The organism is Bacteroides thetaiotaomicron VPI-5482 (genome assembly GCF_000011065.1).
GTDB lineage: Bacteria > Bacteroidota > Bacteroidia > Bacteroidales > Bacteroidaceae > Bacteroides > Bacteroides thetaiotaomicron.
Window position 1 is genome coordinate 1,994,839 of record NC_004663.1, and the last position, 22,560, is coordinate 2,017,398.

Sequence of the window (22,560 nt, forward strand, 5' to 3'; positions counted from 1 at the left end):
TTTAACTGTATTGATTTCGTAAGTTTACTCAAAAGAATAATTGAGTACTTGAAATTTATTCGTATTTTTGAGACATCAGACTAATACGGGTAATCCTTTTGCCGACTCTTACAAAATCTAAATAAACACACTGTACCCCATGAAGCACCTAATTTTTACAGCTCTCTTTCTTCTATCGTACACAGTCGCCGTCCGCGCCCAAATCGTATTTCCTACCCCCAATCAAGTAGAAATGCAGACAGGCAACCTGATTTTAGGGAAAAAGGTTTCTATGTACGCCGAAGACACTACCGCTTTTTATCTAAACCTTTTTCGAGAAGAAGTACTCTCCCACACTCCCATCAAATGGCAAAAAAAAGAATCCAAAGCCGATATCTGCTGGATAACCGACTCATCCCTGCCCCCCGAAGGTTACCGGATCAAGATTCATCCGCAACAGATGGTAATCAGCGCCTCCGACAAAGGAGGATTCACCTATGCCGTACAAACGCTACGCCAATGGGTAGCCGGTTCAGCAGGATCTATCACCTTTGCCTGCGCAAGCGTGACGGACTATCCCCGCACACAGTGGCGCTGCTTCTTACTGGACTCCGGACGTCAGTTCCAGAAGATTACCACCATCAGAAAGTATATCGACATGGCTTCACTGCTCAAAATGAACTACTTCCACTGGCATCTGACCGAAGGACTGGGATGGCGCATCGAAATCAAGCAATATCCGCACCTCACCCGGACTGGCGGTTCGGTAGGCAAAGGAGAAGAACAGCAGGGATTCTATACACAGGAAGAAATACGGGATATCATCGAATATGCCCGTCAACGGAATATCACCATCGTCCCCGAAATAGATATGCCGGGCCATGCCGAAGCTGCTCTCTCTGCCTATCCGGAGCTCGGTTGTTTCGGATTGCCGGTAGAGATACCGCAAAGCGGATTTACCCAGAACATATTTTGTGCAGGAAAAGACGGAACTCTCCGTTTCCTGAAAAACGTACTGGATGAAGTATGCGCCCTCTTTCCTTCTCCCTACATACATCTGGGCGGAGACGAAGCCCCGAAAGGCAACTGGGATCAATGCCCGGATTGCCGGAAAAGGATTACCACAGAAGGACTGAAAGACAGTCACGACCTCCAGCTATGGTTCTCTGCGCAAATGGCAAACTATCTGAAGTCGAAAGGACGGAAAGCCATCTTCTGGGGCGACGTAGTCTATCATGACGGCTACCCGTTGCCGGACAATACTGTTATCCAGTGGTGGAACTATCGGGGACACAAAGACCTCGCACTCAGAAACGCCGTCAAACACCATTATCCGGTCATTTGCAGTTCCAACTACTATACGTATCTGAACTTCCCCGTCACCCCGTGGAAAGGATATACGGAAGCACGTACGTTCGACTTGAAAGATGTCTATCTGAACAACCCTTCCGACAAAGCCATCAGCGAGAAAAATCCGCTGATACTTGGCATGAGCTGCGCATTATGGACCGACGACGGAGTCACGGAACGAATGATAGACCGACGACTTTTCCCCCGCATCCTCGCTCTGTCCGAACAGATGTGGCACGAGGGGGAAGCGCTTGACTTCGACCGGTTCTACCGGAACATCCTTCACCGCAAAGCATGGTTCGAAGAAGCTGGATTCGAATTCGGACCGGCTCTGAAAGAAGATGTAACGAAAGATTATAAATGGGATTAAAAAAAAGAACATCATGAACAAAAGAAATTTATTGATCGCAATACCCGCCCTGTGCAGCGGTTACCTGCACGGACAAACCCAACCCGCATCTCCCAACGTTATCTATATTTTAATGGACGATCTGGGATATGGAGATATCGGTTGCTTCGGACAAGACAAAATAGAAACACCCCATATCGACCGTTTATGCAGCGAAGGCATCAAACTGACACAACATTATTCCGGTTCCCCCGTATCAGCTCCGGCACGCTGCGTACTGATGACAGGTATGCACTCCGGTCATGCGCAAATCCGCTTCAACAATGAGTTAGCCGAACGCGGAGCAGTAAACAACTACGACTCGGTGTACGTTCATAAAGAGCTGGAAGGGCAATTCCCCCTACAGGCGAACACGATGACTATCGGGCGAATGATGCAACAAGCGGGATATACCACCGGATGTTTCGGCAAGTGGGGACTGGGGTATCCGGGTTCCGAAGGAACTCCCAACAAACAGGGGTTCGACCGATTCTACGGATACAATTGCCAGCGCCAGTCGCACACATACTATCCTCCTTTTCTGTATAATGACGAAGAACGTGTCTACCTGTCCAACAAAGTGACAGACCCTCACCGAAGCCCTCTGGATAAAGGTGCCGATCCGAACGATCCAGCCAGCTACGCTAAATATACGCAAAAGGAATATGCCAACGATCTGATCTTTGATGAACTGATGGGATTTGTCGATGCCAATAAACGCAAACCGTTTTTCCTGATGTGGACCACTCCCCTGCCGCACGTCTCGCTTCAGGCACCCGAACGCTGGGTACAGCATTATGTAAAGAAATTCGGGGACGAAAAGCCTTACACCGGACAAGCGGGATATCTGCCCTGCCGGTATCCGCATGCTACCTATGCGGCTATGATCAGTTATTTCGACGAGCAGATCGGCCAACTGATCGAAAAACTGAAAGCGGAACATCTGTACGAAAATACCTTGATTGTGTTTACTTCAGATAATGGTCCTACGTTCAACGGAGGCAGCGATTCTCCCTGGTTCAACAGCGGGGGACTTTTCAATTCAGCATACGGATGGGGCAAATGTTTCTTGCATGAAGGAGGTATCCGTGTCCCCGCCATTATCACATGGCCCGGCAAAATAAAACCCGGTACGCAAAGTGACCACATCTGCGCTTTTCAGGACGTTATGCCTACGCTGGCAGAACTGGCAGGCATCACTTGTCCGCCAACGGACGGAATCAGCTTTCTGCCCACATTGCTCGGCAAAAAAGGGAAACAAAAAGAACACACTTATTTATATTGGGAATATCCTGACCCAAGGATTGGCAACAAAGCAATCCGCATGGGAAAATGGAAAGGAATCATCACGGACATCCGGAAAGGCAATACGCAAATGCAGCTTTATAATCTGGAAACGGACATCAGAGAAGAACACGATGTGGCTGCGCAACATCCCGATATCGTAAAACGCTTCGAACGACTGATGAAAGAAGCTAGAAACGGTCCGGACTTTTAACGACCTTCCTTGCTAACTAACGGGACATACCGGAGCATCATCCGTAACATCCCTGCGAAAGACTTGTGCCAACGCTTTGGCACAACTATGCCAACAGCTTGGCACGGCCGTGCCACAGGCGTGGCACAGTTGTGCTAAGCCTGTGGCAAAGATGTCCCCTATAGAGTTAGTCAGAATACTGGTATACCTTCAAGTCGAACTTCGGCACCATCGCCAGCAAATGGTCGAAGATATCCGACTGAATCCGCTCGTACTCTTTCCACACCTTATTGCGGGAAAAGAAATAAACCTGAATAGGAACTCCGTACATGGTAGCCTCTTTCTGACTGATAATCAAATCCAAATCCTGATTCACCACCGGCAGACTGCAAAGATACCGCTCGATATACACCCGGTAAACCTGTGAATTGGTGGGCACCACTCCTTCCTCCGGCTGATAATCCGCCATGAGTGGAATCTCTTTCCGATAACGGTCGAGCATCTCCGGCGTACAAAACTGGAGTGTCGTCAGGTCCAGTGTAATATTCTTCATCACCCGCCGCCCACCGGAATCCTTCATGCCACGCCAGTTCTGAAAAGGACTGCTAACCAGCGTATAAGGCGGAACCGTAGAAATCGTATTATCAAAGTTCTGAATCTTGACCGTGTTAAGCGTAATCTCCTGCACCGTACCATTCGCGGCACCGGAAGGAAGCGTGATCCAGTCTCCCGGACGCACCATATCATTGGCAGAAAGCTGAATACCTGCCACAAATCCCAAAATGGAATCCTTGAATACCAGCATCAGGATGGCTGCCGAAGCACCCAGTCCCGCAAACAGACTGGCAGGCGATTTATTTACAAGGATAGAGATAATCACAATCCCCCCGATAAAAAACAAAAGTACCTGAAGTACTTGAATGAATCCTTTCATCGGCCGGTTCTTCATTGTCTCCTTTCCATCGTAAATATCCATGATCATCAGCAGAATCCCATTGATAGCCAGCAGCAAAGAAAAGATGATATAAATGGCACAAGCCTTCTGCGAAATAACCAGCAGTTCCTTGCCACGCATGAAAGCCATCGGCAACAGGGCATAGACAAGGATGGCGGGAATCGTATGAATCAGATTATGAAACACTTTACGTTTCATCAGCAATGTATTCCAAAGATGCGGTTTCCTGCGGGTATACTGCCTCATTCCTCCCACTAGAATTGCCTGACAAAGATAGTCCACCCCTACAGCAATGGCTATCATCAGTATAGCAATAATTGTTTCATCAAAACGATCGGCAACCTTCGCATCTATCCCCCAATCTATCAGGATTTTGTTCATCCATTTTCCTAAATCGACTACTAACATAAGTTCTTTCTTTATATATCATTTATATAGAATGATAACAGTGAAAACCTACGTTTGGTTTAAAAAAAAGACTGGCGTCCGATTTACTAGAAATCAAGACCGCCAGTCCCACTGCTACTCTCTAAGCATTTCTTTTATAGTGGCAGACCGTAGCGTCCATCTACAATTTTCTCCAACTGTGCTGCCATCTTCTTTACCAGTTCCGGATTCTGACCCGCCACATTATTCTTTTCTTTCGGATCTTTCTTCAGATCGTAAAGCTGCGGTTCCTTACTGTTTCCCAACTCGATATTCACTGCTTTCAGATATGCCGGTCCATTTCCCGGACGAAGATATTTCCATCTTCCGTCTGTCACCGACAGGTTATTCTGTGCATTCTGAAGTACCAGCCATTCGCGTCCCTTCTTTTGCTTGCCTGTCCACGCTTTCAGCATCGGTTCACTATCCGGTGCCGCACCTTCCGGCAAGCGGACATTCAGCATTTCGGCAAAAGTAGCAAACCAGTCTATCTGACAGAGCAATGCATCCGAAACTGTTCCCGGACGGATCACACCCTGCCAGCTCCAGATACAAGGAATACGTGTACCCGCTTCGAACGAACTGTACTTTCCTCCGCGATAAATGCCGCCCGGAGTATGATCGCCTAGCAATTCCACTGCCTGATCCTTATATCCGTCGTCCACTACCGGACCGTTATCACTGGAAAGAATCACCAGTGTATTCTTATCCAATCCCAGTCGTTCGAGTGCATTCAGAATCTCGCCTACCGACCAGTCAAATTCGAGCAGACAATCGCCGCGAGGTCCCATGCCGCTCTTTCCTGCGAACTGTGGAGACGGAACACGGGGAACATGCGCATCCTGCGTGGCAAAATACAGGAAGAAAGGAGCAGACTTGTGTCCTTCAATAAAGGAAACAGCTTTTCCTGTCAGCGTCTCCGCAATCTTCTCATCCTGCCAGAGAGCCGACTTTCCGCCCTTCATATATCCGATACGGGAAATACCGTTCACGATACTCTGGTCGTGTCCGTGAGAAGGATGCATTTTCAGCAACTCCGGATTGTCCTTCCCGGTAGGTTCTCCCGGAAAGTTCGCTTTGTAACTTACCTGAATCGGATCATTCGGATCAAGGTTGATCACCTGATCATTCTCTACAAATACACAAGGAACACGGTCGCCCGTAGCTGCCATGATAAAGGAATATTCGAAGCCGATATCATTCGTTCCCGGCTGCAAAGGCTTGTTCCAGTCTTGTTCTCCGCCCTTGTCGCCCAGTCCCAGATGCCATTTGCCTACGACTCCGGTGTTGTATCCGGCATCCTTGAACAGGTTCGCCATTGTATAGCGTTCCGGACGGATAATAGCCGCAGCGTCTCCGGCAGCAATACCTGTTCCGGCTTTGCGCCATGCATATTCACCGGTCAGCATCGCATAGCGGGAAGGCGTACTGGTAGCAGCTGCACTGTGCGCATTGGTAAAACGTACTCCCATTTTGGCAAGACGTTCCACATTAGGAGTATGAATAGTCTTGGCTCCGTTACAACTCAAATCGCCGTAACCGATATCATCCGCATAGATAAAAACAACATTCGGACGCTGGGTTTGTTTCTCCTGAGCAGTGGTCTGAGAAGCCAGACAGGAAGTTAACGCTAAAGGTAATATACCATAAAATTCTTTTCTCATTTTGTCTTTTGATAATTATTAGGTTAGAATGAATAAGTATCTATTCTCAAAGTGATGTACTTATTAAGTTAAAATTCAAAGCTTCGTCAAGGAGCTACGGTCACTCCGATTTCATTCATTTCTACTTGCGCCGTTGTAGCCGTAGGGGTGGTAGCTTCCAGCTTGATAAAGCGTGCCTTTTCCTTCTGACCGAAAGTGACAGTCTGCGGCAACGGATTATGCATGATATTGCTGAACTCACCGTTGGCAGGCACTTCCTTCCAGTTCTTGCCATCTGCGCTCACGTAGAATTTGTAACGGAAAGCCATCGTCGGTTTCGCTTCCGCTTTCAGAGGTGCATAAGTAAATGCGGAGAGTTCGACTTCTTTGCCCAAATCAATGGTCAACGGAGAAGCAGCCACCTGTTTCCATGAAGCACGAGGCAGATTGTTCCAGTTTTCCGTCCGGTTCTCTTCTTCCAAAGGGTCTGCATAGTAGGCTGCCACCTGACTGATGTGAGCCGTCAGACGACATTCGTTGATCTTCACCCGAAGCTGGGTAGCCTTTACTGCCGGAAAACGAACCATACGCTTATAGCCTACAGTCGTTCCTTTCGCCACTTCCTGCCAGCCTTGTTCCGTCAATGCCTCTACGGTAAAAGACTCCACCCGTTGCCCTTTCGTGATATCTTCCTGCAACATCACAACGTTGATTTCCGACTCCGGTTTCAAGGAATAAACAGTTTCACTGCCGGAAACAGCCTCCCAGTCTTTTCTTCCTTTCTCTACCCGGTTGTTCGTAAATATCTTCTCCCGATAAGCAGCAAATTCGTTCAACCGCTGCACATCCGCTTCATTAATCAATCCTCTGCGGTCGGGAGGAATATTCAGCAAGAGCACCGAGTTATAGCCTACCGATTGGAAATAGATATCAGCCAGATGTTTTAAGGATTTCACTTTGCTGTCTTCTTCCGCATGATAAAACCATCCCGGACGGATAGACACGTCTACTTCCGAAGGATACCAGAATAACTCCGTTGCCTTTTCCAGCATCGCACGGCTTCCTAAATCTTCGGCTTTGCTAAAGACGCCCAGTCGTTTGTTGTTTTCTTCGGAACGAGCATAAATGCCCGGAGTCAGCACCGTTGCACTCCATTCCGTTTCGCGTCCCAATCCTTTTTCATTACCTACCCAACGGACATCATCGCCCATAATTGCCATCACCGCTTTCGGCTGCAACTGTTGGATAGTCTTGTAGAACGCATCCCAGTCATAGATTTGTTTCTTTCCGTTCGGTCCTTCTCCGTTTGCGCCGTCAAACCACACTTCGTGCACTTCGCCGTAATTAGTAAGTAATTCCGTTAATTGCCGAATAAAGAATTCGTTGTATTTAGGAGAATCTCCGTAGCATTCCGCATTCCGGTCCCACGGAGAGAGGTAGACTCCGAATTTCATATCATATTTATCGCAAGCGTTACGCAGTTCTTTCACTACGTCGCCCTGACCGTTTTTCCAAGGGGAAGAGGCTACCGAATGTTTCGTGGTAGCTGTAGGCCACAGACAAAAGCCGTCATGATGCTTTGCCGTGAGAAGTACCATTTTAAATCCGGCGTCTTTCAAGGTGCGCACCCATTGTTCTGCATCCAGCTCTGTAGGGTTAAAGATAGCAGGGTCTTCCTGACCATCGCCCCATTCGCGTCCGGTGAATGTGTTGATACCGAAATGCAGGAAAGCAGTCAGCTCCATTTGTTGCCACGCAGCCTGCTGGGGGGTAGGAACCAGCCTTGCTGCCATATCGATTTTTTGTTCGAGGGTTGCATCCTGTGGAAATTCAACATGCTTCACATAGTAGTTTTCTTTCGTCAGTCCACATCCGCCCAACGTTATCACAGAAGATAAAAAGAGAGAAGTAAGTAGTTTGTTCATCATAATAAATATTGATTTAATGCTAATGAGACAAAGATAAATATAAAGGAGCAAATTTCATGGCTTTCCCGAAGCGCTTTTCATTAAACTTCGCTAAATCCATGCCATTCGCTCCCCTATATTCTATCTCAATGCAATATTTCTATCCAAATGCAATCAGTTTCAGGCTATTTTACCGGATAAAGCGTAAATTCAAAACTCTGCTTTTTCACCGGTACCAGATATTGCGGCAATACACCCGGTCCGCAGGTAGCCGTACCTACTCCTGCCTGTTCGGCATCCAGATGTATAGTTATCATTCCGTCACGCTCCAGTTCATTAATGTGGTGCGCCTTCTCTAATAATACATCCGAGAAAGGAATGATACTAAACTGGAAAGGACGATTCGATTCCATAAAGACACCTTCGCCTGCCTGATCCGTCAGTTTCGCCCAGCGTACATCTGTCCGGTTAGCTGTAGATTGTGGGGTAGCGTAATAGTGGAACATCCGTTCTACCGTCGTATCATACAGTCCTATCCTACCGGACTGGTTGCGGTCGATATACGTTTCATGATCGCCACGTCCCAGATAAGATACTTGATTATAAGCATCTGCCATGCGGAAGGTCAGCCCCAGACGAGCCATCGACTTCACAATCGCCGTATCCGGCTGGAAGGTGGTGCGAACCTTCAATGCCCCGTTCTTGTCGAGTGCATAAACAAAATCCGCCATTCCTACTTTCTGTCCTTTCCCATTAAGAATCTCAGCACGGACCGTTGCCGATGTCTTTTCTTCTTTCAGTGACACCACTTTCTGTGTCAGATTGTTCAAACCTGCCTTGCGCCACAGACGGGCTCCGTTCCTATCCCGGTTATCATTATCCGTAGCCGGACGGAACAGGCTCAAAGTGATTGGTGCAGCCAGCAATTCCTTTCCATCCAAAGTCAGGGAAGAAAGTGCCCCGGTATTCTTGTCCACAACAAAAGCTGTTTCTCCCGCCTTCTGCGGACGATAAGCCGTCGTATTCTTATTACCGGCAAGTACAAACTGGTCGTATGCCACTTCCCAGTCGGTATCCACTAGCGGAGTGGCCTCTTTACGGCTCCAGCTTAGGTTCAGATAGGCTTCCCGAACGGTATTCGGAAGTTTGACGGCACCCAAAGTGACATCTACCGTAGCGTGCGGCTCGCAGTCTACTTCCTTCGTGCCTTCGGCAAGTACGGTTCCATCCTCCCCTTTCACATTCCAACGCAGGATATATTCATTCAGATTAGAAAAGTCATACCAGTTCTTTATGCAGACTTTCAGATTCTTCCGGTCTGACAAAGTCGCTTTGATGTTCTGATATATTTTCTTCACTTCGAGTAGATGCGGATGCGGTTCACGAACAGCATTCACCAGACCGTTGCCACAGAAATTACCGAAGCTGGGGATTCCTTCCGGTCCGTAATCGCCTCCATAAGTCCAGTACCATTTTCCGTCTTTGTCTATTTCACGGAAGTTCTGATCCACCCAGTCCCAAATGCAGCCCCCTTGTGCCATCGGCTCATTTTCAAAGACTTCCCAGTATTCTTTCATTCCACCGCAACTGTTACCCATAGCGTGCAGATATTCGCAAAGAATGAAAGGACGGTAAATATCCTTCTTACCCACGTATGCCTTAATTTCGTCCACACTGCGGTACATACGGCAATAGATGTCCGTGTTGTAATTCAGTTCAGCACGTTCATATTGCACGGGACGGCCTTTCTCTACCGATTTCAGCCAGTCGTAAGTACGTTCGAAGTTGATGCCGTTGCCGGCTTCATTGCCCTGTGACCAGATCACGATAGCCGGATGATTCTTGGAACGTTCGTACATACGGTGTGTACGGTCCATGTGAGCGGTCAGCCAAGTACTGTCTTTGGCAAGGGAGGCAGGCCCGTATCCCATGCCATGCGATTCGATATTCGCCTCATCAATCATATACAGCCCGTAGCGGTCGCAAAGCTGATACCAGTACGGATGAGTCGGATAATGTGAGTTACGCACCATGTTGATATTATGCTGTTTCATCAGGCGGATATCCTGTTCCATCAGTTCTTTGCTTACGGTACGTCCCAGTTGCGAATGTTCGTGACGGTTCGTCCCTTTCACCAGCACCGGAACACCGTTAATACAGAAACGTCCGTCCTTGATTTCCGAAGTACGGAAACCGACTTCACAACCGGTCAGTTCGGTTACTTTTCCTTGCGCATCTTTTAATTCGAGTACCAAGGTATAAAGGTTAGGATGCTCCGCATTCCATGCTTTTACTTCTGCAATCTTCTTCTCATCGAAAGCGATAAAGTTACTCAGTCCACGGGACTTGATGTTAATGGCATCCTGCAATACTGCCTTTCCGGAAGCATCCTTCAGTGTATAAGCGATAGAGCTGGCAGTAGCAGAAGGGCCTTCCACCGTCACTTCCAGATTGAAGATACCTTCTTTGTATTTCTCTTTATCAAGGGAAGCACTTACTTTATAGTCAGCAATATACTGTTTGGGAGTGCTATACAGATAAACATCCCGTTCGATGCCACTCAGACGCCACATATCCTGACATTCCAGATAAGCACCCGAACTCCAGCGATATACTTCCAGAGCTACCACATTCTCTCCTTCACTCAGTACATCGGTAATGTCCCATTCGGCAGCCGTCTTCGATCCCTGATTATAGCCAAGCAACTTTCCGTTCACCCATACATAATAGAAAGAGATCACTCCTTCGCAGCAGAGCACTACCCGACGTCCTTTCCAGTCGGCAGGCACCTTAAACGTGCGACGATAAGAACCTACTTCATTCTCAGCAAATGGAACCAATGGCGGATTCTTCTTGAAGTTGAACATCTTGTCGTCAAACTCATAAGTTTCGTTGACATAGATAGCTGTTCCGTAGCCTTGCCGTTCCCAGTTGCCGGGAACATTAATATCCGCCCACCCTCCGGTATAATAAGAGGGCTGGTAAAAGTCCTTCGGACGGTTGTCCGGGTTCTTCACCCAGTTAAATTTCCACTTCCCGTTCAGACTCATATAATAAGGAGACTGTTCATATCCTCCCGGCTTTCCAATATCGGAAGCGTCGGCGTAAGGCCATACATAGGTATGAGGAGCGAGTTTATTCAGTCCTACCGCATACTGGCTCTGCCACTCCGGCAAAGGCTGTTTCTGAGCCGAAGCGAAGGTAGCAGTCAGTGCTGCCATCAAGATTAAAAACGTTCGTTTCTTTAATTTCATCATTATTATATTGTTTTTTGGTGACTGGTTATTCAATGATCAGTTCATCGAAACATACTCTTGATTCTTGTCCGGGACGTACATGATTTGCCGGACATTCTCCCGCTCCTTCCGTTGTAACCCGCACATAACGGGCAACGGTTCCTCTCATATCTATCGACAGGTCTTCGATGAAAGTTCCTTCACGGAATATCTCCTCGGGAGTATATTCCAATTCGTTGATATCCCGATAAGTCGCATTATCGTCCGACACGGCTACCCGGATTGATTTCGGTTTGTGCACTCCCATTCCATAGTTAGTGATACAACCGATTGTCAGCGTATTCATTTTCTCCTTTTGCAACAGATCGACGGTGAAGGAAATACGGTCGCTACTTCCCCAACTGCACCATTCAAAGTCCGTTTGCTTCAGACTTCCTCTGACTCCGTTGTTCAGGACGGCTTCATTCACTTTATTACCCAGCAACGGTTTTGCCGTAGCCTTGTTCCAGTGTACCGGAAGCGTCAGTGTTTTCCCCATCTGCTGTCCATCGGCAAACGTTGCGGCATTGACTGTTTGAGCTTCTTTTACCAACAATGGTTGTTCATAGAGCGGTGAAGCGGCGGTCGGCTCGCTTCCATCCATTGTATAACGGATTTCCACATCCGGACGGACACATTCCAGTTTTACTTTCAGTGCTCCGTCTTCCGGTCTCACGGTATGCTGTATATTGTACATCGAACGGGCATACACTATCCCTTTGGCTGCGAGATGTTCATTAAACGAATCCATGCCTTCCAGGAACGAAGTCCAGTCTTTCTTTTCCGGTTGTGTCCATGCCACTTCCGCCAATGCCGCCAGGCGTGGGAATACCAAATAATCCACATCCTCCGGCTTATTACAGAACTCTGTCCACATACAAGCCTGTACGCCCATCAGCAAATCCGCATATTCCGGTTTCCAGTCTTTCTGAACCGGCTCATAGTCATACACATCTTTCAGCGTATTATTGCCGAAATACGTCAGCGGCTCAAACCACTGCGGTCCTTGATAACGAATCAGGTACATGATGCGTGCGGGAGTCATGATGAAGCGATGTCCCTTCTCGGCAGCCTTCAGTGCAGCCTGTCCGTATCCCTGCCAACCCAGAATAATGGCATCGTCCGGCAAAAAGCTACTGTTCGTCAGCTCATCCCAGCCTATCACCTCGCGCCCTTTGCTACGTACATATTCGCTCATCCGATTCATGAAATAACCTTGCAAATCCTCTTCATTGGCAATCTTCTCCTTTTTCATCCGTGCCTGACACAGCGGGCATTTCTCCCAATAAGTTTTACGGGCTTCATCGCCACCGATATGGATATATCGGGAAGGGAACAATTCCAGAATCTCATCCATCACATCCTGAAGAAAGGCATAGACACTGTCATTTCCGGCACAATAGATGATCTCGGAATTTCGTCCTCCCAAACCGGGGAGCACTCCGATATATTCCTTCACTACCGGACAAGCTAAATGAGGATAAGCTGCCAATGCCGAATTACTGTGTGCCGGCATATCGATTTCCGGTACCACTTCAATCTGACGTTCAGCCGCATAAGCCACCATTTCCTTTATTTCTTCCTGTGTGTAGAAACCTCCTACCGGAGTGGGTTCTCCGGGTTCCGGATTCCGCCGGGCAGGAAAAGGCAGGTCCGTACGATCCACTCTCCATGCACCTACTTCCGTTAAACGGGGATATTTCTTGATTTCCACACGCCAGCCGTTATCATCTGTCAGATGAAAGTGAAGCGTGTTTATTTTGAGCATTGCCATACAATCGATAATGCGCAATACATTCTCTTTGGGAATAAAGAAGCGTGACGCATCCAGCAATAACGCACGGTAACCAAAACGCGGTTCGTCCTGAATACTCACTGCCGGAATACTCCATTTTACTTTTTTATCCGACACTTCCTCTTTTTCGATGGATGCCGGAAGCAACTGGCGAATGGTCTGCAAAGCATAAAAGAATCCTTTTGCATCCGATGCTTCGATAATAATTTCTTTCGGAGACACTTGCAGCGTATATGCCTCACTTTTCAAGGTTGCATCCGTCTGGAAACGAACATTTCCCTTTTCCGCATCGCCTACCGTCAACTTCGGAGTAAAGCCTGCCGCACGGGTAAACAAAGCTATAAAGCTGCGTGCCACTTCCGCCTGCTCCTCATTCTCTACGGCAAATACCGTTTTACCGGAGAAAAGGTAGTTCCCGCTGCCCGGCACTATTTGCGCCGGGCGTGGAACCAAGGGTATGTCATGTGTCAAGTTAGTATCGCTACATCCGGCTACTATCGAAGATAGAAAGCCTATCAGTAATATTAAAATCGCTCTTGTCATTGTATTATTCGGGGGTTATTCCTTGTCCCTTTCCGGAGAAAAGCGGACGGGATCATTATATTGTTCCTGTAGTTTCAGCAATTCGTCTTTCAGTTCCTTTACTACCGGTTCATACTCAGCCTCACCGTAGAGGTTGTGCATTTCCGACGGGTCTGCCTGCATATCATACAGTTCCCACCAGTTGATATCATTATAGAAATGAATCAGTTTATAGCGTTCCGTACGTACGCCATAGTGACGTTTCACCATGTGTTCGGCAGGATATTCATAGAAGTGGTAATACAGAGACTTTCTCCAGTCCTTCGGATGCTCACCTTTCAACAGAGGCAGCAGTGATACTCCGTGGATATCTGCGGGAATTTCCGCTCCTGCCAGTTCAAGGAAAGTAGGTGCATAGTCGATGTTCTGTACCATTTCGGTGATATCTCCCCTGCGGTCGAAACCTTTCGGCAGACGCATGATAAGTGGTGTGCGCATAGATTCTTCATACATGAAACGCTTGTCGAACCAACCGTGTTCGCCCATGTAGAAACCCTGATCGGAAGTATAAACTACCAGTGTATTGTCCAGCAACCCTTTTTCCTTCAGATAGTCGAGCACACGTCCTACGTTATCATCAAGAGACTTCACGGTTTTCATGTAGTCGCGCATATAACGCTGGAACTTCCAGTTGGCCAGTTCTTTTCCTGTCAGATTCTGTTTGTAGAAATCATCGATAATCGGAGCATAGAACTTGTCCCATGCGGCACGCTGTCCTTCGTCCATGCGTCCGAGGAATCTTTCATAAAGTGATCTCAGGCGTGATTTCTCATTCGGACGAAGCATCTTCAGGTCGTAAATCATATCCATGTCCTTCACGATACTCATTTCCTGAGCAGCCGCAGCAGGGCGACCTTCATAGTCGTCAAAGAAATTATCCGGCAACGGGAATGTCTTGTCCTCGTAGAGAGCAAGGTTACATGTATCCGCCATCCAGTTACGGTGAATCGCCTTGTGATGAATCAGCAGGCAGAACGGTTTCTCCGGATCTCGCTTGTTTTCCATCCAGTCGATAGCATCATCGGTAATTAGATTCGTGATATATCCGTGTTTCTGGATGGTATCATTATCTTGTGTAATAAAGGCAGGATTATAGTAATCCCCCTGTCCGGGTACTATCTGCCAGTAATTAAATCCGGATGGCAAACTTTCCAGATGCCATTTGCCGACCAGCGCAGTCTGATAACCTACCTTTTGCAGCAGCTTCGGGAATGTCTGTTGAGAACTGTCGAATACGCAAGTCGTATTATCGTAGAATTTATTGGCACAGCTATGCTTACCCGTAATCATACAGGCACGGCTGGGACCGCTTAATGAATTGGCAACAAAGCTTTGAGTAAAACGTACACCATCCGCCGCAATGCGGTCAAGATTCGGAGTTTCCATGTAGCGGGTGTCATAGCAGCTCATCATCTGGGCTGTATGGTCGTCTGTCATAATATAGACGATGTTCAGCGGCTTTTGTTCTGTCGTTTTCTGCTTGTTTGTACAAGATGCAAGGGAGGCAACGGCGGCTACTCCTGCCAAAGAATAGAACAAGTTTGATTGCAGGTTTTCCATAATGATTAATTTATTTAGATTACATGGCAAAGATAGGGAAGATATGTAAAAAGTATGTCTACAAATAGCTAATGTATTTACAATATTCTCTATTTCCACCCGAATTAGCAGTAAATGCCGGAAGTAAATCGCTGTTGCACGATGGCCTTCCGGCATTGAACTTATTTCATACTATTGAAAACGGTTCGTCAATATGACAGATTAATAGAACTGGTAGAACTTACCAGGAATTGAGACTTTATAGTCTCTATTCACAAGTTCATTCGCTTCCCGTTTATAGTTATCATTTACATAGAAACGAATCCAGTCTATTATCATTCTTGGTCCTTCTGTTGCATAATTTGCAGGATTAATTGACTTCAGTTCAGTATCCCAACCTGCCGGAAGTTCAGAAGAAACACTATTACCTTCTCCGAACAAGTCCATTCGCATTACTAAATAAAGACCTTTCGCTCCAACTGATGTTCCTGTAGAAGCTTTGGTAAAAGGCCATGAATCCAACATATCCCTTGTGACTTCCAAGGTTGTAGAACCATTAATACCTAACTTTATTGTATTTTCATCGACTAGTTCGACCCAATAAATATTATAATCTTCTACTTTAGGAATAGCAGATACTACGCTCTTCGCATCACTGACAACCTCTCCCCTCACCGATTGGGTGATTGCAGAGCCGGAAACATTCTTAAGTATACAGATTGATTGCTTAGCTTCTTTACATGTAGTAGCAGTTGCTGGATTCTTCACCTCTATCATCGGTACAAATCCTGTTCTATTACCTCCTAAACGAACTTTCATTTCAATACGCATACCCGGATATATACGTGTAACATTTTGTGCCCACATCTGCCCTAAAGACTTACAGCAATGTATTCCTGCTGTTCCATAATTAGTACCTTCTACACCTACACAAATATTCAATTCACCTTCATCAGTAACTTTTGCGTATTTGATCCAATCAATCTTTAAAACATTTCCTCTATTGGCATCCGTTGCATTACCTAATTTTTGATAATCTCCCGATGTTGAATTTTTATGGAACTCAATAGCATAATCAAACTTCCACTGACTGCCCAATTCGGCATTCGGATGTGCTGTTCCTTCGTCCATCTTAGCTGTTTCTTTACCCGTAAACCAGTCATCATCATAAGAAACAAACATGATGTTCGGATTCTCATATACAGTAGTCATATCATACAAATCAGGATCAGCCATTGATTCCAGGTCTGTCATGGTAATAGTCAATGCAGGAGCAGTCATCGGATTGGAAGAAGAATTACTTTTCAGATTCAATACCAACTGCAAGTCGCCTGTCATTTCATAGTCCTGTTTGATAGTCACAGCAGCACTTTTGACCGAAGTTCTTCCTGCAGGAATAGTTAAAGTAGAAGGTAGATTGTCATACCTGCCCTCTTCCCCTTCCTTCGGAGTAATAGTGACTTCGAGTGGCACAGAACTCGGTTTGTCTACTTTGGCAACCAATACAAACTTACCGCCTTCTGTCACCACATTTTCTGTATTATTTTCCAGAGACATGGATATCCGATAATAATCAGATACCTTGATTCCCTGACTGGAATTAGCCATCTTATAACCACGTGCGAAAGCAACAAACTCCATCGTAGTAGTACCAACTAATCCGGAAGTCTTAACCGGAAAATCCACCTGAATCTGCTTCTCTCCTTTCGGGAAAGTAACAATACTACTAAATGGTTCGAACACATTCGCTACATCTTCCGTTCCGGCTTTTGCCGTAAAGTAAATATCGAAATCTTCGTTAGCTACCACCTCATTACCATCAGCATCTGGTTCCACTTTAATATCTACTTTCAAGTGTTCTCCCATCACAAACGCCTTTTCATTGATGCTCATTGTCAAAGGTACAGCTTCCGGCAGAGGACGATACTTGGTCTCATCCTCACATCCTGTCAAACCGATGGTCAACAAACATACCGGAAGTATTTTATATAATATGTTCTTCATATCTTTATCTATCTAATTATCATAAATGAATCTTGTTCCATTCTCCTATTTCCGTTGCCAGCCCGGATTCTGTTTCAACTCATGATTCAACGATATCTCACTCGGAGGTACCGGCAACAGGTAATCGCGGTTAGCATCAAACTGATAGCCTCTCGGAAGAAGTTCCTTCTGTGGGTCGAGCCAGCCGTCTGTAGTCAGAATCGTTTTCAAGTCCGCTGCGTTTTTAGGATCGAATGCTTTGTACAATACACCGTCTGTACCAAAATAAGCACCGGTTCCACGTTTTCCCTGAATCAGTTTATGAGCTCTCCAACGCATCAAATCATCAAGACGAAAACCTTGCAAAGCTAGTTCTGCACGTCTTTCCCTACGGATTTCCTGCAAATTGGCAGAAATGGTATAACCAAAATCGGTGAAATTAGGATCGATTTCAGACGGGTCTTTGTACGTCACCCCAGCGCGCTCTCGCAATGGTTTTAAAGTTTTTTCCAAAACAGCAGGAGTACATTTTCCCAATTCTTCCGCAGCTTCCGCATAAGCCAGCAGAGCTTCCGCATAACGGATCACCGGAAGAGACGTCTCGCCCTGACCGCTTACATATGTAGTATCGATACTCATACGGATGTGATAACCGGTAGCATTACGCGCAGGACCGCCTTCAGTCAGATAAGGGGGACGAACTATCTGTTTGTTCTCTTCCGAATATTCCTCTACCAGCATCGCTTTCGATTTTGATTCCGGTGAGGTTGACTTAAACTTACAATTTGAATGCATAACCGTCGCCAGCAAACGTCCGTCACGGCCTTTAAAAGTCAAATTGAAATCTTTAAAAATGCCGTCAGCAGGATTGATAGGTGTTCCGTCAGCATTCAAGTAATTATCAACCAACGACTGAGATAAACCTGCCGGTCCGCTGTTATCTACATAACCCGCTCCCAGATTACTGCTCAGATTATGAATCACACCATCTGCTATCGAATATTTCTTCCAAAATACAACCTCTGTCATATCCGACAGGTCTTTCGAGTTGAATATATGCGCATAAGCATCTTCTATATTCACTGCATTCTTATCGGTAGCTTTTGTGTTCAAAGCAAGTCCCATACCAAACAGTTCATCGCCCAGTGTCAGCACCTGTCCCAGTAAGTCTGCCGATTTATCTTCAGCAGCGGCAAAGTCTGTTCCTTTGTGATATTTCTCCCAGGTACCTTCATAAAGGGCCACTCTCATAGCCATAATAATAGCGGCCTCCTTACACACTCTCAAACCTTTATACTGGCTACGCGAGTGAAGTAATCCCTTAGCTGTATTCAGATCGTCAAGAATAAACTGCGCCACTGCGGAACGGTCACGCGGAGGAATCTGCAAACCGCCGACAGTTGCATTGCCGTCCCAGAATCTATCCATCACAGGAATACTTCCAAATCTGGTCAGCAAATAAAAATGCCAGTATGCACGGAAAAAATAAGCCTCACCTTTCATTGAAAGTACATCTTTCGTCTCTTCTGTTTCCGGCACTTTATAGTATTCAAAGAAATAATTCACATTACGCAGGTTCTGATATCCTTTCTGCCATTCCGTAGTACCTCCTCCGTTTTCCTGCAATTCTCCGTTCAGACGTTTGTCATAAACCTCCGCAACGATATTATCACTGTTCTTCTCTTCTCCACGAACTCCCATATCGTAAGTCCCGAAAGAAGGAAGTGCTATATACAAACCGTTGATATAGTTGTTCACGGCACTTGCATTGGAAAGGAATGTCTCACTATTGGGTGTTGTCAAAGGCTCTCTGTCCAGGAAGTCCGAACATGCCGACATCATGAAACTTGCCCCAACCACTAATAATACATATATTTTTTTCATCGTCATTCTCTAATTAAAAGGTGAAATCAAGTCCGAATACGAAGTTACGGTTCATCGGGTATACCATACCGTTACCATTCTGCTTCATAGGAGAAGTCAGACCCGGAGCCGTATTTTGAGCATCACCGCCAGCCGACATATTCACCTGATTCAGTGTTTCCGGATCAAATTGTTTCGGCAGTTTCGTTACGGTGAATAAGTTATCGCAAGTCACATATACTTTCAGATTGCTGATACCAATATGTTTCAGTTGTTTTTTGTTGAAGGTATAAGCAACCGTCAGATTCTTCATACGCATGTAAGCAGCGTTCAACAGATAACGTGTGGTGTTATATCCGGTATTCACCAAAAAGTCTTTGTCATCCTTCCAGCCGGTCAGACGCGGCAAGTATCCATTCGGATTCTCTGTGCTGAAATAATCGAGATGTTCTTTGAAATTGTAGTTGTTTCCACCAAACATATAGTTACTTCCGGAAATCGGAAAATCTCTCTTAGCCACACCTTGCAACAATGTAGATACTTCAAAACCTTTATATCCCAGATTCAAGTTGATACCGAACGAATATTTGGGAGTCGTATTACCAATAATCTGCAAATCTCCGTGATCAGCCAAAGTACCTTTACCACCGTCTACTCTACCATCCCCATTGGAATCGATATATTTTAAGTCACCGCGACGCCAAAGGTCATTCGACTTGAACGCTGTCAGATTTACATTTCTCAGGTAATCATCAATTTCACGGTTCGACAGGAAAAGATCGTCTGCGCGATATCCCCATATTTCACCAATATCCATACCTTCATAATAACCTTTATTGGCAGCCAGACCTGTATGATTATTGTAAATGATACCTTCAGGATTATTATACTTGGTCACGACAGCCTTGTAGTTAAATACATTGAAACCGACTCCATAGCTAAAACCACATTTCAGTTTATCATTCCAACTTACAGAAAGTTCCCAACCACGGTTACGCAAAGTGGCATTGTTCACTTTAGCACGGTCATCCGAAGCAATGCCACTGATACTTGGGATAGACTCTGCCGGACCAATCATGTCACGTGTCGTACGTTGGTAGAAGTCGGCAGTTATTGACAAGCGGTTTTTTAATAACATTAAGTCAAAACCTAAGTTGGCATTATCCACTTTCTCCCAGGTGATGTATGGGCTGATCATTTTCGGAGTCTTGGCAATTGTTCCTTTGGACGCCGTGGAAGACGAAATTCCGGGCAGCAGCCAAGCGTTGGTCCCTTGTGCATCCAACGGCATTTGAGCAATGTAATCATATAGGCCTGCACCATTCTGATTTCCCAGACGACCATAAGATACACGTACTTTCAACTGAGACACAGGAAGTGCCAATTGCTGGAAATAAGGAGTGCGTGCAATATCATAACCGGCAGAGAATGACGGGAAGAATCCCCAACGGTGGCCTGGAGCAAAACGGGAAGAACCATCATAACGTCCGCTGAACTCCAGAAAATAAATATTATTGTAGTTCCAGTTCAGACGAGTATAGAATCCCATCGTAGCCCAGTGTGAACGGGCTTCACCTGCTATCACATTTCCGCTGGCATTATCAAATGAATAAATATCGTTACTCAACATACCGTCTTTATACATATATTCTTCCGAATACTCCTGCAATTCCATCTGGTAACCCGCCATTGCCTTAAAGAAATGATCTCCCCACTGGTGAGTATAAGAACTTGACAGATTAGGCGACAGATAATAATTAAACATGCTACCACGTGTGTAAGAGCCGAAATACATGTTTTTCCAGCTAATGCCCGGATAAGCAAATCCTTGTCGCTGATTAGTAGCATCGCCCGGTTTGAAAGTGCCTGCAGGAGTTTCGTACTTCTGGTCATCTTTCATTTTCAGGTTATTATTTTCAACATCAAAACGTATTTTCATTTCTCCGGTGATATCCCAACCTTCCAAAGGAGTTACGGTAGCCGAAAACGACAAGGCATCCGAAATACGGTTTCTCTGATAATTGGAATTTTTCAGATACAACATTTCATTCCAGCTAGGTATATTATATTCTGATTCAACTGGTAGTTCAGTCACCTGAGTCGGACGGTGGCTACCGATCTTATTATACAGAATCATCTGATTAGCCATTGGGCGTTTGATCATCTGCAAAGTAATATTGTTATTCAGGTTGAAGCGCAGCCAGTCACTTGTCTTAAACTGTAACTTGGTATTCAGGTTATATTTACTCAGATCATCCTGTACCTTATCCAGCAAACCTTCCTGATAGGTATATCCCATACCAATATAATAGTTTACTTTATCAGAACCTCCCTGCACGCTCAAATTGTGAGAATGGCGGACAGATTTGTCTTTGAAATAATATTCAAACCAGTCTGTATTACCGTATTGATTATAATAAGCACCTGCCCAGTCATCACCGGTGGTATTCGCTTCAATCCCCGGGAACTCAGCCGAATAAGGATTCTGCATAAATCCCTTAATCTTCTCAATTGTCTTATCCGAAATCTTTTGCAAACCGGATGAAGCTCCTCCATTATCATACTGTTGGTTATTATACGCAGCGTATTCCAACGCATTCATCATTTTAGGCATATTGATAGGTGCACTGAAACCTACCGTGCCACGATAAGTAACACTGGCTCTTTCTTTTTTACCGCTCTTCGTTGTTACTAGAACCACACCATAAGCAGCACGCGCACCATATACAGCAGAAGCAGAAGCATCTTTCAGTACACTGATACTGGCAATATCGGCCGGGTTCACATTCTGCATGCTCTGCTCCACTCCATCCACCAATACATAAGGCTCGCCACCGTTAATAGAACCGATACCGCGAATACTGAATTTAATATCGGCACCGATTTCACCACCGACACCACCGCCTACTGCATCCGAAGCAAAGTTCAAACCGGCTATATTACCTTGCAAAGCACTGGTAACATCCGTCACAGGACGATTCACAATCGCGTCATCTTTCAATGTAGCGACAGCTGCCGTAATGGTATTTCTTTTTTGTGTATCCATACCTACCACCACAACTTCATCCAGCACCTTAGCATCTTCCTTCATCACCAGTCTGTTACCTTCCTGTTTAGTGACTTTTACCTGCAATGGGGCATATCCCACATATGTAACAGAAAGAGTGCTTCCTACTTTTCCTTGAATAGAGAAATTACCGTCAATATCTGTAATCGTTCCTCCGGTTACACCTTTTACCATGACTGTAGCACCGATAATAGGTTCTCCCATTTCGTCTACCACCTGTCCCTTTATCAATTTTTGTTGTGCCAACGCACCCAGAGGAAATAATAACAGGAGCATCAGAAACAGAACAAAGCGTTCTTGTTTTCTCACGAACTTCTTTTTTTCCATAATA

General features: G+C 45.8%; 11 protein-coding genes. 2 read left to right on the forward strand and 9 right to left on the reverse strand.

Annotation, left to right across the window (positions count from 1 at the left end):
- Positions 1-139: 139 nt before the first annotated feature.
- Both BT_RS08220 and BT_RS08225 read left to right on the forward strand, forming a co-directional pair.
- Entirely contained in the window at positions 140-1,699 is a 1,560-nt protein-coding gene (locus BT_RS08220; protein WP_011107895.1) for a beta-N-acetylhexosaminidase, read from the forward strand.
- Positions 1,700-1,712: 13 nt separating this feature from the next.
- Complete coding sequence (locus BT_RS08225) at positions 1,713-3,215, forward strand: arylsulfatase (protein WP_011107896.1); 1,503 nt, start codon at positions 1,713-1,715, stop codon at positions 3,213-3,215.
- 166 nt (positions 3,216-3,381) lie between these two features.
- Here the strand turns inward: BT_RS08225 and BT_RS08230 are convergent, their stop codons facing one another.
- From BT_RS08230 to BT_RS08270, 9 genes are all read right to left on the reverse strand, one after another.
- On the reverse strand, positions 3,382-4,557 hold the full coding sequence (locus BT_RS08230) for a mechanosensitive ion channel family protein (RefSeq protein WP_008762107.1): 1,176 nt from the start codon (positions 4,555-4,557) through the stop codon (positions 3,382-3,384).
- A 134-nt stretch (positions 4,558-4,691) separates the two neighbouring features.
- Complete coding sequence (locus BT_RS08235; protein WP_011107897.1) at positions 4,692-6,239, reverse strand: sulfatase-like hydrolase/transferase; 1,548 nt, start codon at positions 6,237-6,239, stop codon at positions 4,692-4,694.
- Positions 6,240-6,325: 86 nt separating this feature from the next.
- On the reverse strand, positions 6,326-8,143 hold the full coding sequence (locus tag BT_RS08240; protein ID WP_011107898.1) for an alpha-L-fucosidase: 1,818 nt from the start codon (positions 8,141-8,143) through the stop codon (positions 6,326-6,328).
- Between the two features lie 167 nt (positions 8,144-8,310).
- Complete coding sequence (locus tag BT_RS08245) at positions 8,311-11,382, reverse strand: glycoside hydrolase family 2 TIM barrel-domain containing protein (protein ID WP_070750859.1); 3,072 nt, start codon at positions 11,380-11,382, stop codon at positions 8,311-8,313.
- A 25-nt stretch (positions 11,383-11,407) separates the two neighbouring features.
- Positions 11,408-13,738, reverse strand: a complete 2,331-nt coding sequence (locus BT_RS08250) for a glycoside hydrolase family 20 protein (RefSeq protein WP_011107900.1) — start codon at positions 13,736-13,738, stop codon at positions 11,408-11,410.
- Positions 13,739-13,753: 15 nt separating this feature from the next.
- Positions 13,754-15,337 (reverse strand): sulfatase family protein, encoded by a 1,584-nt coding sequence (locus BT_RS08255; protein WP_008762102.1) that lies wholly within the window; start codon positions 15,335-15,337, stop codon positions 13,754-13,756.
- 201 nt (positions 15,338-15,538) lie between these two features.
- Complete coding sequence (locus BT_RS08260; RefSeq protein ID WP_011107902.1) at positions 15,539-17,320, reverse strand: DUF5006 domain-containing protein; 1,782 nt, start codon at positions 17,318-17,320, stop codon at positions 15,539-15,541.
- Positions 17,321-17,365: 45 nt separating this feature from the next.
- A complete protein-coding gene (locus BT_RS08265) occupies positions 17,366-19,183 on the reverse strand; it encodes a RagB/SusD family nutrient uptake outer membrane protein (protein ID WP_008767896.1) in 1,818 nt (605 codons plus the stop codon).
- A gap of 13 nt (positions 19,184-19,196) precedes the next feature.
- On the reverse strand, positions 19,197-22,556 hold the full coding sequence (locus tag BT_RS08270) for a SusC/RagA family TonB-linked outer membrane protein (RefSeq protein WP_008767895.1): 3,360 nt from the start codon (positions 22,554-22,556) through the stop codon (positions 19,197-19,199).
- Positions 22,557-22,560 lie beyond the last annotated feature (4 nt).

What these genes read in the sequence shown, in the direction of transcription:
- BT_RS08220 (WP_011107895.1), top strand. Translation starts at nt 140, where the DNA reads ATGAAGCACCTAATTTTTACAGCTCTCTTTCTTCTATCGTACACAGTC.
- BT_RS08225 (WP_011107896.1), top strand. Translation starts at nt 1,713, where the DNA reads ATGAACAAAAGAAATTTATTGATCGCAATACCCGCCCTGTGCAGCGGT.
- BT_RS08230 (WP_008762107.1), bottom strand. Translation starts at nt 4,557, where the DNA reads ATGTTAGTAGTCGATTTAGGAAAATGGATGAACAAAATCCTGATAGAT.
- BT_RS08235 (WP_011107897.1), bottom strand. Translation starts at nt 6,239, where the DNA reads ATGAGAAAAGAATTTTATGGTATATTACCTTTAGCGTTAACTTCCTGT.
- BT_RS08240 (WP_011107898.1), bottom strand. Translation starts at nt 8,143, where the DNA reads ATGAACAAACTACTTACTTCTCTCTTTTTATCTTCTGTGATAACGTTG.
- BT_RS08245 (WP_070750859.1), bottom strand. Translation starts at nt 11,382, where the DNA reads ATGATGAAATTAAAGAAACGAACGTTTTTAATCTTGATGGCAGCACTG.
- BT_RS08250 (WP_011107900.1), bottom strand. Translation starts at nt 13,738, where the DNA reads ATGACAAGAGCGATTTTAATATTACTGATAGGCTTTCTATCTTCGATA.
- BT_RS08255 (WP_008762102.1), bottom strand. Translation starts at nt 15,337, where the DNA reads ATGGAAAACCTGCAATCAAACTTGTTCTATTCTTTGGCAGGAGTAGCC.
- BT_RS08260 (WP_011107902.1), bottom strand. Translation starts at nt 17,320, where the DNA reads ATGAAGAACATATTATATAAAATACTTCCGGTATGTTTGTTGACCATC.
- BT_RS08265 (WP_008767896.1), bottom strand. Translation starts at nt 19,183, where the DNA reads ATGAAAAAAATATATGTATTATTAGTGGTTGGGGCAAGTTTCATGATG.
- BT_RS08270 (WP_008767895.1), bottom strand. Translation starts at nt 22,556, where the DNA reads ATGGAAAAAAAGAAGTTCGTGAGAAAACAAGAACGCTTTGTTCTGTTT.